This is a genomic window from Chryseobacterium sp. 7 (genome assembly GCF_003663845.1).
GTDB lineage: Bacteria > Bacteroidota > Bacteroidia > Flavobacteriales > Weeksellaceae > Chryseobacterium.
In genome coordinates, this window is the sequence record NZ_RCCA01000001.1 from 1,553,322 (window position 1) to 1,566,929 (window position 13,608).

At 36.9% G+C, this 13,608-nt stretch carries 13 protein-coding genes; 9 read left to right on the plus strand and 4 right to left on the minus strand.

The genetic code is table 11. From position 1 onward, the window contains the following. Nucleotides 1-161 precede the first annotated feature (161 nt). Both pheA and CLU97_RS07165 read right to left on the minus strand, forming a co-directional pair. Nucleotides 162-1,010, minus strand: a complete 849-nt coding sequence (gene pheA / locus CLU97_RS07160; RefSeq protein ID WP_121487313.1) for a prephenate dehydratase — start codon at nucleotides 1,008-1,010, stop codon at nucleotides 162-164. A 245-nt stretch (nucleotides 1,011-1,255) separates the two neighbouring features. Further along, complete coding sequence (locus CLU97_RS07165; RefSeq protein ID WP_121487314.1) at nucleotides 1,256-1,672, minus strand: acyl-CoA thioesterase; 417 nt, start codon at nucleotides 1,670-1,672, stop codon at nucleotides 1,256-1,258. Between the two features lie 134 nt (nucleotides 1,673-1,806). Here CLU97_RS07165 and dnaA point away from each other — a divergent pair, with 134 nt between their 5' ends. The 5 genes from dnaA (at nucleotide 1,807) to CLU97_RS07190 (ending at nucleotide 7,312) form a co-directional block, all read left to right on the plus strand. Continuing rightward, entirely contained in the window at nucleotides 1,807-3,261 is a 1,455-nt protein-coding gene (gene dnaA / locus CLU97_RS07170) for a chromosomal replication initiator protein DnaA (RefSeq protein WP_089695534.1), read from the plus strand. 99 nt (nucleotides 3,262-3,360) lie between these two features. Further along, a complete protein-coding gene (locus tag CLU97_RS07175; RefSeq protein WP_121487315.1) occupies nucleotides 3,361-3,810 on the plus strand; it encodes a low molecular weight protein-tyrosine-phosphatase in 450 nt (149 codons plus the stop codon). A 5-nt stretch (nucleotides 3,811-3,815) separates the two neighbouring features. After that, nucleotides 3,816-4,316, plus strand: coding sequence for a nuclear transport factor 2 family protein (locus CLU97_RS07180; RefSeq protein ID WP_121489677.1), 501 nt, complete (start codon nucleotides 3,816-3,818; stop codon nucleotides 4,314-4,316). Nucleotides 4,317-4,320: 4 nt separating this feature from the next. Then, complete coding sequence (locus CLU97_RS07185) at nucleotides 4,321-5,019, plus strand: SAM-dependent methyltransferase (protein WP_121487316.1); 699 nt, start codon at nucleotides 4,321-4,323, stop codon at nucleotides 5,017-5,019. 490 nt (nucleotides 5,020-5,509) lie between these two features. Beyond that, nucleotides 5,510-7,312 carry a lytic polysaccharide monooxygenase gene (locus tag CLU97_RS07190; protein ID WP_121487317.1) on the plus strand — a complete coding sequence of 601 codons (1,803 nt, stop codon included), beginning with the start codon at nucleotides 5,510-5,512 and terminating at the stop codon, nucleotides 7,310-7,312. Between the two features lie 135 nt (nucleotides 7,313-7,447). Here the strand turns inward: CLU97_RS07190 and CLU97_RS07195 are convergent, their stop codons facing one another. Continuing rightward, nucleotides 7,448-8,341: a DUF4349 domain-containing protein gene (locus tag CLU97_RS07195; RefSeq protein WP_121487318.1), complete on the minus strand. Its 894-nt coding sequence runs from the start codon at nucleotides 8,339-8,341 to the stop codon at nucleotides 7,448-7,450. 178 nt (nucleotides 8,342-8,519) lie between these two features. On the opposite strand from CLU97_RS07195, the gene CLU97_RS07200 reads away from it, so the two are divergent. Beyond that, nucleotides 8,520-9,587: a DUF2891 domain-containing protein gene (locus CLU97_RS07200; protein WP_121487319.1), complete on the plus strand. Its 1,068-nt coding sequence runs from the start codon at nucleotides 8,520-8,522 to the stop codon at nucleotides 9,585-9,587. On the opposite strand, the gene CLU97_RS07205 is transcribed toward CLU97_RS07200, so the two are convergent. After that, nucleotides 9,584-10,057: a DUF962 domain-containing protein gene (locus tag CLU97_RS07205; protein ID WP_121487320.1), complete on the minus strand. Its 474-nt coding sequence runs from the start codon at nucleotides 10,055-10,057 to the stop codon at nucleotides 9,584-9,586. The genes CLU97_RS07200 and CLU97_RS07205 overlap by 4 nt on opposite strands. A gap of 74 nt (nucleotides 10,058-10,131) precedes the next feature. Here CLU97_RS07205 and CLU97_RS07210 point away from each other — a divergent pair, with 74 nt between their 5' ends. The 3 genes from CLU97_RS07210 to CLU97_RS07220 all read left to right on the plus strand — a co-directional run bounded on the left by CLU97_RS07210 (nucleotide 10,132) and on the right by CLU97_RS07220 (nucleotide 13,520). Next, a complete protein-coding gene (locus tag CLU97_RS07210; protein WP_121487321.1) occupies nucleotides 10,132-10,977 on the plus strand; it encodes a helix-turn-helix domain-containing protein in 846 nt (281 codons plus the stop codon). An 89-nt stretch (nucleotides 10,978-11,066) separates the two neighbouring features. Beyond that, nucleotides 11,067-12,377 (plus strand): TolC family protein, encoded by a 1,311-nt coding sequence (locus CLU97_RS07215; RefSeq protein WP_121487322.1) that lies wholly within the window; start codon nucleotides 11,067-11,069, stop codon nucleotides 12,375-12,377. A 24-nt stretch (nucleotides 12,378-12,401) separates the two neighbouring features. Continuing rightward, nucleotides 12,402-13,520 carry an HlyD family secretion protein gene (locus tag CLU97_RS07220; RefSeq protein ID WP_121487323.1) on the plus strand — a complete coding sequence of 373 codons (1,119 nt, stop codon included), beginning with the start codon at nucleotides 12,402-12,404 and terminating at the stop codon, nucleotides 13,518-13,520. Nucleotides 13,521-13,608: the final 88 nt, after the last annotated feature.

Here is a 13,608-nt window from a genome sequence, read left to right on the forward strand (position 1 = left end):
ATAATTCTCCCTGTATAGTGGGTTATTATGAATCGAAATGAAGTTGTTATCCTCCGAATAGTTTATCTTGAATTTTTTTGAAATTTTCATGTTTTTTAGTGGATATAAACGAAAAAACACCGCCTGATGGCAGTGTTTTTTTATCATTTTCCTCTGTTTTCCTAGCTTTCCAGTAGAAATTCTTTGTAGTTTCCAAGAAAATCAACATTTGCTTTGATAGATTCAAGCTCTTTAAGGGCATTTCCATACAGAACATCTTCCCAGGGTCCTTCTACATTGATGAAGAAGAAATAATTACCCAATCCGGTCTTTAGTGTTCTGGATTCAATTTTACTAAGGTTCATTTTTCTCCATGCAAAAACAGATAAAACCTGATGCAGGCCACCGGGATGATCTTCCGGAAGAGTAATCAGCATGCCGGCCTTTTCTCCTAAAATTTCCAGCTTGTCATTTTTATATTTGTTCTGTTCTTTAGAGATGATAATGAAACGCGTATGGTTTTGTTCAAAATCCTGAATGTTGCGGTTAATGATCTTTAGTCCGTATAAATTAGCTGCAAACTGATTGGCTACTGCTGCAATAGGGCTGCCCTGATTTTCCGAAACAAATTTAGCTGCTGCTGCTGTAGAGGAGAAGTCTTGTTTAGGGATCTCTTTATAATGGGTGTCCAGAAAATGAAAGCTCTGTGCCAGCGCCTGCGGATGAGAATATATCCTTTCAATGTTCTCAATAGAATTTGCCGGATGAATCATCAGGTGATGCGCAATAGGCATTACGGCTTCTGCTTCAATTTTAATAGACGGGGTTTTGTATAAATAATCCAGCGTCATAGAAACTGTTCCCTCAATAGAGTTTTCCAAAGGCACTACTGCCTTTACTGCTCCTCCGTTTTCAACAGCCTTAAAACAATCCAGAATACTGGCTTGTGGCAATAACTCTTCATCAGGAAAAAGCTGCGCAGCGGCAAGCTGAGTAAAACTGGCATGAGGTCCCAAAAATGCAATCTTCATAATATAATATATAAGGGATAATTAAAATAAAGGTACAAAGGTGCGAATTAATTCATAAATAGAGTAGGTGTTGCGGGAATGTTTTGTTGTGAGTTTTGAGGTGCTGGTTATTTGGTTGCAAGTTTCGGGGTATGAATTGCGGGTTGTTTTTGTTACTGTTACCCAAAACGTTAAACTCTTAACTTTAAACCTTGAACTTTAGACTCTCAAATCCTCAAACACTCCCACTCTCAAACTCAAGACTCCTACTTCCTTTCCTCCCAATTCTTCTCAATCATTTCCATCAGAAAATCCGGACACTTGATTACTTTGCCGGTTTTTGCATCCAAAAAGAAAAGAGTAGTGGAAGCTTCTGTTATTTTAGTATGCTCTTCATTGTAAATTTCATATTCAAATTCAATTCTTACTCCCGGAATTTTTTTTACATAAGTATGAATTTCTAATTTTTGATCATACAAAGCCGGGCGGATATATTTGATTTTATAGTCTGAAACAGGGAGCCAAATTCCTTGGTTTTCAATTTCATCGTATGAAATTCCTATGCTTCTGAAGAGCTCAACTCTCGCTACTTCGAAGTAGGTTGCATAGTTACCGTAGTATACATATTTCATGGGATCTGTTTCTGCGTAACGTACTCGTATTGAGTGTGTTGTGTGTATCATTTTAGGCGTTAAATTATACATACAAATATATTTTTAAATAATCAATACCTGCAATATTTTTTTTGAAAAGAAAAAATTAGACCTTTGTCTTCCTTCTAAACACAGTACAAACAAAGAATAATCGGGGCTTAAAAATGGATGACAATTTAATGATGATATGGCAGAAATGCCTTCAGTTTATGCGCGATAACCTGAACGCTGCTGAAGACAATTCTGACCTTAAAAAACTTGAAAAATCTTTCGATATGCTATTCGATAAGGTTCAGCCGCTTTCATTGGTGGCCAATAACCTTACGTTGATCGTACCGAGCGATTTTTACAAGGAATATATAGAGGACAATTACCTGTCCTTACTTTCTGCTGCCCTGAAGAAAAATATTGGAAAAGGAGTGAAATTATGGTATTCTGTGATGGAAAACAGACCAAAAGGCGAAGAAAAGCCGGTTACCATGAACATCAAGGGACAAAGCGTTCCTACTCCAAAAACACAGGAAACAATGCCGCAAGGTTTCTCTGCTAATATTGTAAACCCGTTTGTAGTTCCTGGAATTAGAAAAGTAAATATAGATTCTAACCTGAAGCCGGACTATTCATTTGATAGTTATGTAGAAGGAGAAAGCAATAAATTTGCAGCCACTGTAGCCAGATCCATTGCAAAAAGACCTGGAGCAACAGCTTTCAATCCGTTATTCTTATATGGAGGTTACGGAGTTGGGAAAACACACTTAGGACAGGCTGTAGGTCTTGAAGTAAAAAATCAGTTTCCAGATAAAGTAGTTCTTTATCTGTCTTCCGAAAAGTTTATCCAGCAGTTTATCTCTGCAGCAAAAGCTCATAAGCAGACTGAATTTGCGAATTTCTATCAAATGGTAGATGTACTGATTATTGATGATATTCAGTTTCTTTCAGGAAAATCTGCTACACAGGACAGCTTCTTCCATATTTTTGATCACCTGCATCAGAACGGAAAACAGATTATCCTAACTTCAGATAAAGCCCCTGCGGATATTATGGATATTCAGGACAGAATTGTTTCCCGTTTCAAATGGGGACTTTCTGCTGAAATCAAATCTCCGGATCTATCTACAAGAAGACAGATTATTGAAGATAAACTGAGCAGAGACGGAATTGTTCTTCCGGGTGATATGCTTGACTTCCTTGCTGTAGAAACGAAGACCAACGTAAGAGAACTTATCGGGGTAATTAACTCGGTGATTGCTTACTCTACTGTATATAAGAGAGACCTTAGTCTCGAATTATTGAAGGAGACCATCAACAGAATTGCAGCTAATCAGAAAAAAGTGATCAATATTCCTTACATTCAGGAAGTGGTTTGCGATTATTTTGGAATTAAAAAAGAACAGCTGCTTTCAAAAACAAGAAAAAGAGAGATTGCATTGCCGAGACAGCTTGCCATGTACTTCTCCAAAGAATTTACCAATTCTACATTTACTAAAATTGGTGAGGAAATGGGAGGAAAAGATCACTCTACTGTAATGTACGCTTGTGATACTATCAAAGACGTTTCGAAAATTGATAAAGAAATCAAAAAGTACGTAAAAGACCTTACAGAAAGAATCAAACAATAATAGTGTTGAGCTGAAATAAATTAAAATGAAGGATAGTTTTATTCTTCATTTTTTATTTAGTTTTGTCAAAACAAAAGGCTCTTTTTAAATAAACAGGATATGAAAATATTAATGGTTTGTCTGGGAAATATATGCAGAAGCCCACTGGCAGAAGGAATTATGAAAGCAAAGCTGCCGGATCATTATACAGTAGATTCTGCCGGAACCATTTCCATGCATGAAGGCGAACATCCTGATAAAAGAGCTGTTAAAACTGCGGCTAATCATCATATTGATATATCAAAGCAAAGATCAAGACCCATCACCAGAAAAGATTTTGAAACCTTTGATAAAATCTATTGTATGGATATTGATGTATTGGAAGATGTAGTTTCTAAAACTAAAAATGAGGAAGAACGCCAGAAAGTATCTTTGTTTTTAGAAGTATTGGGAGATCATAAAAATGCTGAAGTCCCAGATCCTTACTGGGGTGATATGAAAGATTTTGAAAATGTTTTCCAGCTTTTGGATAAAGGATGCGACGCTATCAGAAACCAAATATCAAAATAATAATCATGAAAAAGCTGTTTTTACTGCTTTTATTAAGCATTAATTTTTCCTTTGCCCAAACCAAAGATGAAACAGAGATCCGTAAAGTAATGGATGACTTCATGGGATGTATTAAATCCAGGGATGAAGCCAAGTATCTTACATTGTTCCAGGAACCGGTGCTCTGGACCGGTATTTATAAAGACAGAACACAGGCCAAACGTCTTGAGAAAAATCCTAAAGCGTATTACTACTTTGCAGATGATTATAAAGCTTTTATCAAAAGTTTTAAAGATGATAAATCTGAAGAAAAATTTGACAATATTAAAATTGTGGAAGATGGAGCAATAGCTTCTGCTAATTTCGATTACAGCTTTTGGTATGACGGTAAAATGGAAAACTGGGGAAAGGAGATTTGGACATTAATGAAGATCAACGGAACCTGGAAAATCACTTCCGTAACCTTTTCTATGGATCTGACAAAATACTTCCCACAACCTACACTAAACGAAAGAACTAAAAAATAATACAATGCTTTTTTTACTCCCTGCTTACTTATCAGAAAATACTTCTATCAACCACTTTTCACCTGTTTTGAAGGATTATATCATGCAAACGGATTATTTCTTTGTGGAAAACGAGAAAACAGCACGAAAGGTCGTTAAATTTTTTGCTCCTGAAAAAAAGCAGGCTGATCTGAAGTTATTTTTATTGGATAAATACACGGAAAATGCAGATATCAAAGAAGCTCAGGAATTGATGTTGAAAGGGCAGGATTTCGGATTGCTGTCAGAAGCCGGATTACCATGTATTGCAGATCCCGGAAATTTGATTGTAAAATGGTGTCATGAGAAAAATATCAGAGTGATCCCGGTTTCAGGTCCTTCATCCATTATTCTTGCTCTGATTTCCAGCGGATTCAACGGGCAGGAATTTACCTTCCATGGCTATCTTCCTATTGATAAAGGAGAGAAGAAGAAACAGATCATGAATCTTGAAAGTCTTGTTCAGAAAACAGGATATTCTCAGATTTTCATGGAAACTCCTTACAGAAATAACCCGCTTTTCGAAGATTTGTGTAAGTTTTTATCACCCAATACAAAGCTTTGTATTGCGGCCAGTATCAATGATCCGGAACATGAATTTATCAAAACAAAAACAATAAAAGACTGGCAGAAACAAAAGCCTGAACTCCATAAAATTCCCGCAGTGTTTGTCCTTGGCAAATAAGCTTTATTCTTTTTGATTAAATATTATAATCTTAAGAATCTTTAAAATTTACAGGCTGAGAGAATATTTAATTCTCTCAGCCTTTCTTTTTTTGATTTAAAATAGTTTTGGTAATTTATTAGCAATCACGTAGCTAACAATGCATTACATCTTTATTTTTCTCTCTTTGCTCTATTTAATATTGATTCAGATAAAATTTATTTCAATAATATGTGATTAATTTAGTTAATTTTTACTATTTTTATGCTTTAACATGTTGTAAGTATATGTTAACAATAATATGTTATGAATTGTTATTTTATGTTTTAATTTGAAATATTAACTAATTGTTTTTTATTAATTTGATTCTTATTGAAAATTTTATAATTCAAATTATTTAATGAATGTAAGCTAATACTTTTTGTATTTCTTTAGTTATTTAGAGTAGAAGGGTTTGAAAAATTAGCTATATAAAAATAAATCCGATACAATCAACACCAAATATTTAAATATGAAGACACGTAAAATTTTTTTTCCGGTATTGCTGATGTTGGCGATGCTGGTACCTTCTTTGATCCATCTGTCCGCACACGGGTATGTAATAAGCCCGGCTTCACGAGGATATCAGGGAAGTCTGGATAAGGCTGCACTTGGCTATTCTGTGGCGTTTGGAAAATATGGTTCTGTAATTAATGAACCAGGCTCTCTGGAAGCACCAAAAGGGTTTCCTGCAGCAGGTCCCGCAGACGGAAAGATTGCCTCCGCTAATGGAAGCATAGGGGGAGACACTACACTGGATCTCCAGACTGCCGACAGGTGGAAGAAAACAAATATCTCTACGGGTGTGAATGCCTTTATCTGGAAATACTCGGCGTATCATGCAACTGCAAAATGGCATTATTACATGACCAAGCAGGGCTGGAATCCTAATCAACCTCTTTCCCGCCAGGATCTTGAGCTTATTGGTACAATTACACATAACGGGACACCACCACAGGATAATGTTTCTCATCAGATTACTGTTCCTGCTAACCGCACTGGTTACCACATTATTTTAGCAGTTTGGGATGTAGCAGATACCACTAATGCATTTTATAATGTAATTGACGTTAATGTAACCTCCGGAACAGGAGTTTCTGCACCTGCCATTCCTACAGGATTAACGCAAGTAGGAGTAACAAGTTCTTCTGCTAAAATAAGCTGGAACCCGCAATCTGATGCAGTATCCTATAACGTTTTCCGTAATGGACAGAATATTCAGCAGGTGAACGGGGTTTCATTTGAAGATAATGGTTTAACTGCTAACACAGTTTATACATATGAAGTGCAGGCGAAAGGTTCTTCAGGGCTTACTTCAGGGAAAAGTACGCCACTCAATGTAAAAACAAACAGTGAGGGGACACTTGAAAAACCTACGGCACCATCCAACCTCCATTCAATGGCGGTTACTGAAAACTCAGTTTCACTTATGTGGATGGCTTCTACCCATTCGCAGGGAATTAAAAATTACCAGATTTTTGAAAATGGAATCAAGGTAGGAGAAACTGTACAAACAAGTTTCTTACGAACAGGTTTAGCACAGGACACAGAATATCGTTATACAGTAAAATCTGTTGCCATGAACGATCAGTTCTCTGATGCCAGCAATGAATTAAAAGTTAGAACTAAGAAAGTTACTCCAGGCAATGGACAATCCTATTGCGGAGCAGAACAATATAATGCTGCTAATGCATATCCTACAGCCGGAGTGAAAGTTTTTTACTCTTGCAAAATCTGGAAAAACAAATGGTATGCAAACCCTGGAGAAATACCGGGAACCAATATGGTATGGGAAGAAGTAAGTGTATGCACTGAAGGACCTGGTTGTGAATCAAGTGGTCCGGTTACTTACTGCGGCGCGCAGGAATATAGCCCAACAAAAACTTATCCAACAGCAGGAACAAAAGTATTCCATGCTTGCAAGATCTGGGAAAACAAATGGTATGCAAATCCGGGAGAGGCACCGGAAAGTAATGCCGTTTGGAAAGTGGTAAGCGACTGCAATGAAGGACAAAGTTGTAAAGTATCGTCTCTTACTAACAAAGAGAATGATCTTTCAATCATCGTATCTGAGCATTTGATCAATTTAGCACCAGAAAGTTATTACGGTAAAATAAGCAGAGTAGATGTCGTTACGCCTCACGGACTTCAGATCATGACATTTATGAATCCGGGGCAGAACAGTATGAATGTCAGCCGACTTCAGCCCGGAATCTATTTTGTAAAGATTCTTTATAAAGACGGAAGCAGTATGACCAAAACCATCAGAAAGTAAATTTTCGAAAATATTTAACAGCTGTTAACAAGACTATTGCATTGTTATTGATTTTAAACAAGTACTGGAAACAGGATAAATTGTTGATAATGCAGTAGAAATCCGGGCATCGAAGATGCCCGGATTTTTAATAAATTAATTCTGATTTTTCTTCTTTGATCTCCATTTTCTCCACAGAACAATAATAACGGGAATAAGCAAAAAGAAAGGCCATAATGAAACCATTCCCAGCAGGAAGCCTACAAAACTGTTCCAGCCCTCCGTCAGAGAATCCATAAAACGGCTTCCAAAACCAATTTTTGAAGTGGTTGAGCTTCTTACTTTCTCTTTGTATAAGTTTAAATTCAGAGTACTGTAATTTACCCTATCATCAATAAAACGAAGTCTGCCTTCAGCCACATCTATCTCATCTTCCAGCTCACGGATATTTTCCTGAATTTCCAGCATATCTTTCGTGGTCGCTGCACTTTTAAGCATGTCACGGTATTTTTCAAGATATATCTTTTTGTTAGCCAGTTTTATGGCGATGTCAGTATATTCTTCTGTGACGTCATTAGAGGAAATGTTTTTAGACAAAACAGTTCCTACACCATTTGAAAAGGAATTGATTAATGCATCAAAATTTTTATGAGGCACCCGAATAATCAGAGTAAGATTATCATCCATATCCGTATTTTGAAACTCTTCTTTCTGGATATAAGCATTGTTTTTTTTGATGATCTCATTCACCTGGTTCTGTGTCTTTTTAATATCACCCACCTGAATCTTCATATCTCCGTTTTTGATGATTTTTTTGGAGATCGTATCAGTTTTCTTTGGGGTGTAAACATCTTTGTTGGTTCCGTTCTCATCAGAAGCCGGTTTTTCGGAAACAAAAGCTGGTGGAGGTAAGGGTGCTGCTGCAGAAGAAGGTGCTTTATCCTCGCTTATAACTTCCATCAGGTCTGCTTTCAGTTCCTGTTTCTCACCATTTGATTTGCTGCAATTGATCAGGATAAGACCTGATAATAGGAAAATAATTTTTTTCATGGGTAAATTAGTTTTTTATGGTTATGATCAAAAAGTGTGCTCAAAAATGAGCATTTGTAAAATTGATTACTATTTTAAAATATGAAAATGTTTAAAATAACCCAATCAATAAAAGAAATAGCTGTAAAACCTACCTTGAAAACTGCCGAGACTGGGAAATTATTTCTATTTTTAATTCATGAAAAAAAGTCTTTTAGCATTTGTGTTTTCTCCATTTCTGATGTACGCCCAGGAAGCTCCGAAACTTACAGACGAAATGGCCATGAAATTATCTGATAAACCTCTTCACTGTATCAACCAGGAATATCCTAATAAAACAGCCCATATCATTAATAATGCCGGCGAAGTTCCTTTGACTCCCAAAGATCTTCACCCTAGTTTTTATGGATGTTTTGACTGGCATAGTTCTGTTCACGGACACTGGATGCTGACTAGACTTTTGAAAACAAAACCTAATCTGTCTAATGCTAAAGAGATTGAAAAAATTCTGGATGAATCATTTCAAAAAGAAAAACTGCAGACAGAAGCAGATTATTTTACAAAATATGAGCTAACGGGAACTTTTGAAAGAACCTACGGCTGGGCCTGGATCTTAAAGCTGGATGAAGAACTCACGAATTGGGATCACCCAAAAGCTAAAATATGGCATCAAAATCTGAAACCTCTTACAGATCAAATTCTGAAATCCTGGAAAACTTATCTTCCAAAACAAACATATCCCAACAGAACTGGAGTTCATGCTAATACTGCATTTGCTATGGCTTTTGCTATAGATTGGGCAAGAGCCAATAAGGATAAAGAGTTTGAAAACCAGCTGATGGAAAAGGCAAAATACTTTTTCTTAAAAGATCAGAAAACGCCTGCTTATCTGGAACCGGACGGCTCCGATTTCTTTTCGCCAAGTCTGGAAATTGCAGATCTGATGCGCAGAGTTCTTCCTCAAAAAGAATTTGTACAGTGGCTGAATACTTTCTATGAAAAGAGAAGCTTGGAAAATGTTGAAAAAATCCCTGTCGTAAGTGATCTGAGCGATTATCAGACTGTTCACCTTGTAGGATTATCTTTTTCTAAAGCATGGTGTATGAAAGGAATTTCCAACGCACTTCCTGCCGGTCATCCATTGAAAAAAGACTTTAGAAAAACAGCAGATGTATTTCTGAATAATGGATTGCCGCTGCTTTTTCAGGGTAATTACGGCGGAGACCACTGGCTGGCAAGTTTTGCAGTATATGCGTTAGAAGATTAATACTTGATTCCTGCTTTTTTCAGAATAAAGCCTAAAAGCCAGATTGGTCCAATGAGGAGAAACTGAAGATCTTTAAGGAAAGTCGGCTTTTTTCCTTCAATTTTATGCCCTATAAACTGAAAAATCCAGGTAATGATGAATACGGAAAGATAAACCATCCATGATTGTCTTCCCATACTGATATTGGTAAGGTAGATGAAATGTTCCATAATAAGCATGATCACAATCATCATGATAGCGATCAGAAAAGACAGTCTTAGATAGAACAATGTGATCAGAATAATCACCACAATGCTTATGATACTGGCACATGCGAAATAAGATGCGCAGAAATGCGGGGAAGGAATCAAGGAAGTAAAACCGAGAATTGTCCAGAAAATTAAAGGCACACAAATCCAGTGAATGAACTTGTTGGTCGCATTTCTATGACTTTTACTGTATTCTGCAAATAAGAGATCAACCTTTCTCATACTGAAGGAAAATTGGATTAATGCTAAAATAATAAAATTTTGTAATCACTGGTAAGATTGCTTACATTTGTCTTATGTCTGCCCTGGAAAAATTTGGAGTCGATATTTTTACGGAACGAAATATTTTCGAGAGAATTGCTGTCGATAAGCCTTTCCGTCCTGATAATCCTGCTTTTATCTTCATTAAATCTGGAACTATAAAGCTTCGCCAGCACTTCAGTGATCTGGAAGTTTCTGCCAATATGTTTATGGTAACCGATCCGCAAACCATTTATGAAGTAGTTTCTGTGACAGATGATTTTCAGTCGAGGATGGTTTCTTATAAAAGAGAATTTATCTCTGCTTTATCATTGAAATTTAACCGCCTGATTACATATCGCTATTTCAGACAGCAGATGAATAAAGGAGTTCCTTTTCCTGAAGATGAAATGGAAGTCGTCTGGAAAAGCGTCAACTTCCTGAAGTATATCTTGGATTCTGAGACCGAAATGCTTTATAAAAAAGAAATGGTAGAGCATCTTTTCTCTGTTTTCTGTTATCAGATGGCGGGAATTATTTCCAAGGAAGATAACAGCTCTATGAATCAGATGTCCAGGCAGGAAGAAATCGTTTTTGTATTTCTTACTGATATTGCAGAACATCATCTTACGGAAAGAACTGTCGAGTTTTATGCCGAACGGCAATCCATTACAACCAGACATCTTTCTTCTGTTGTGAAGAGCATTACAGGCAAGTCTGCAAGCCAGATTATTGCTTTAATTGTGATCAATGAAGCAAAAGTACTCTTAAACTCTTCCAATAAACCGGTTTCAGAGGTTTCTTCTATTCTCGGATTCAGTGATCAATACTCGTTTTCTCACTTTTTCAAGAAACATCTGGAAGTAAGTCCCACACAGTACAGACATCAGTTTGAAAATTGAAATCTTACATTTGAACATCTTTTTCCAAAAATCAAACATTTGATTGATTTTGTTGTTGACCTAACTTTGCATCTGTAAAACAAGGTAAAATGACAAAGAAAATAAAAACAGCACTATCTGTACTGATAGCAGCTTTTCCTGCGCTGTTTTTTTCCCAACAGATCAAACAGATGACCGCAGGTGAGGTGGCGGAGCTTGCTGTTCGAAATCACCAGCAGCTTAAAGTTTCTGCACAGAATATTGATATTGCAAAACAAAATACGAATGTTGTTAAGCTTCAGAAGCTTCCTGTCATCACAGCTTCTACCAGCCAATTCTATTTAGGAGATGCAGTTGCTATCGACAAAGACTTTTCGAATTCTACAAATGTTCCGATGCCACACTACGGAAGTTCATATGCGGTACAGGCAACACAGCTTATCTTTAAAGGAGGACTGGTAAATAAATCTATTGAAATGGCGGGGCTTCGTGAACAGCTTTCCGAGCTGGATTTAGAGAAAAATAAACAGGATGTAAAATTTTTAGTGATTTCCAATTATCTGGATGTCTATAAAATCATCAACCAGGAAGAGGTGTTTCAGAATAACAAAAAACTGGCTCAGGAACGTCTTAAAAACATTCAGAAGTTCTATCAGCAGGGAATGGTGACCCGGAATGAAGTGATTCGGGGAGAACTGGCCATTAAAAATCTGGATCAGGGAATTGTTACTCTTACCAACAATAAAAAAATCCTTAATTATAACCTGAATATTGTTTTAGGTTTATCTTCAGACACGGAGATTGTTCCCACAGAAAGTTTAGAGAATAAAGAATCTGGAATAGGCATGGATTACTATACGGATCTTGCCCATGATAACAATCCACTGCTGAAATCAGCTCAAAAAAATATTGCGGTTGCAGATAAGAATATTGAAATCATAAAAACAGATAATGCACCTACGCTGGCTGGATTTGGAGGGTATACACTGCAAAGACCTATCACGACAAGAAATCCTGTTTTGGATATGTACTCAGGAGGTTGGCAGACAGGAGTTTCTTTGAGCTACAATATAGATACTCTTTATAAAACGAAGGAAAAAGTGAAACTGGGTGAGCTGCAAAAGAATCAGGCGAATGATGCAAAGACTCTGGTACAGCAGAATGTAGATATGGGAGTGAATGCTGCCTATACAAAATATCAGGAAGCGATTCAACAGGCTGATATTCTGAATGATTCTAAAAGACTGGCGGAAGAAAACTATAAGATTACAGAAGCCAAATATCTGAACCAATTAGCTGTACAGGCAGAAATGATTGATGCACAGAACCAGAAACTGCAGTCAGAGCTGGATTATGCCAATGCTGAAATCAATGTTTTGTATCAGTATTACAACCTTTTGAAATCTACAGGAACACTTTAATTTTTAAAACTGACAATCAACACAATGGAAAACAAGGAACAAACTACTCAAAATACGACACCAACTCCGGCAACATCTGCTGCAGAAAATAAGAAAAAGAAAAATAAAACCAATAAAATCAGAGCCATCATTTCTAATATCATCGTTTTTCTGGTGATTGGATTCGGATTGTTTTGGTTAATCCGCGAATATTTCCATATCGGAAGCAAAACCTATACGGAAGCAGCGCAGGTAGAGGAATTTATCAATCCTATCAATACACGGGTTTCAGCATATATCAAAGAAATTAAGTTCATAGAACATCAACGTGTGAAGAAAGGAGATACTTTGGTAATCCTTGACGAACGTGAAATTCTTACCCAATTGGGACAGGCAGAAGCAGCTTATCAGAATGCGATGGCACAAAGAACGGCAACAAGTTCTTCTGTGAACACGGTTTCCAATAATATCAACGTTATGCAGTCTAATATCGCAGGAGCAAAAGCCAGATTATGGAATGCTGAACAGAATTTAAACCGATACAAAAATCTTTTATCAGCCGAAGCCGTTACAAGACAGCAATACGATCAGGTGAAGACGGAATATGATGCTCAAAAGGCAGCATATGAAACCCTGGTGAATCAAAAACAATCCGCCAATCTTTCCACTACTGAAGTGAAAAGCAGACTGGGAATTAATGATGCTGAAATTAAAAGAACGAAATCTGCTCTGGATATGGCGAAAATAAATCTTTCATATACCGTTATTACGGCGCCTTATGATGGAGTAATGGGGAGAAGAACCATTTCAGAAGGACAATTAATTCAGCCGGGGCAGCAAGTGGCAACCATCGTTCTGAACGGTCAGAAATGGGTAACAGCCAACTTCCTGGAAAGCCAAATGCCGAATATTAAAGTAGGTGAGAAAATTTTCATGACAGCCGATGCATTAGGAGGTCAAAAATTTGAAGGAGTAGTAACAGCAGTTTCTGCAGCTACCGGATCAAGATATTCAAGCGTACCTACTGATAACTCTACTGGTAACTTCATTAAAGTACAGCAGAGAATTCCTGTAAGAATAGAATTTACAGCTTCCAACAAAAAAGAAGATCTGGATAAGCTGAGTGCGGGAATGAATATGAACGTGAATATTAATAAAGACTAAAAGACGGAAGATATCAGATTCCAGACATTATGCGTATGAAAAGCTAAGGCTGAATGTTGAAAGTCTGCCATCTGATATCTATTACCTA

Bases quoted from the DNA above. Each gene is read 5' to 3' on its own strand.
- pheA (WP_121487313.1), bottom strand. From the start codon at position 1,010: ATGAAGATTGCATTTTTGGGACCTCATGCCAGTTTTACTCAGCTTGCC.
- CLU97_RS07165 (WP_121487314.1), bottom strand. From the start codon at position 1,672: ATGATACACACAACACACTCAATACGAGTACGTTACGCAGAAACAGAT.
- dnaA (WP_089695534.1), top strand. From the start codon at position 1,807: ATGGATGACAATTTAATGATGATATGGCAGAAATGCCTTCAGTTTATG.
- CLU97_RS07175 (WP_121487315.1), top strand. From the start codon at position 3,361: ATGAAAATATTAATGGTTTGTCTGGGAAATATATGCAGAAGCCCACTG.
- CLU97_RS07180 (WP_121489677.1), top strand. From the start codon at position 3,816: ATGAAAAAGCTGTTTTTACTGCTTTTATTAAGCATTAATTTTTCCTTT.
- CLU97_RS07185 (WP_121487316.1), top strand. From the start codon at position 4,321: ATGCTTTTTTTACTCCCTGCTTACTTATCAGAAAATACTTCTATCAAC.
- CLU97_RS07190 (WP_121487317.1), top strand. From the start codon at position 5,510: ATGAAGACACGTAAAATTTTTTTTCCGGTATTGCTGATGTTGGCGATG.
- CLU97_RS07195 (WP_121487318.1), bottom strand. From the start codon at position 8,341: ATGAAAAAAATTATTTTCCTATTATCAGGTCTTATCCTGATCAATTGC.
- CLU97_RS07200 (WP_121487319.1), top strand. From the start codon at position 8,520: ATGAAAAAAAGTCTTTTAGCATTTGTGTTTTCTCCATTTCTGATGTAC.
- CLU97_RS07205 (WP_121487320.1), bottom strand. From the start codon at position 10,057: ATGAGAAAGGTTGATCTCTTATTTGCAGAATACAGTAAAAGTCATAGA.
- CLU97_RS07210 (WP_121487321.1), top strand. From the start codon at position 10,132: ATGTCTGCCCTGGAAAAATTTGGAGTCGATATTTTTACGGAACGAAAT.
- CLU97_RS07215 (WP_121487322.1), top strand. From the start codon at position 11,067: ATGACAAAGAAAATAAAAACAGCACTATCTGTACTGATAGCAGCTTTT.
- CLU97_RS07220 (WP_121487323.1), top strand. From the start codon at position 12,402: ATGGAAAACAAGGAACAAACTACTCAAAATACGACACCAACTCCGGCA.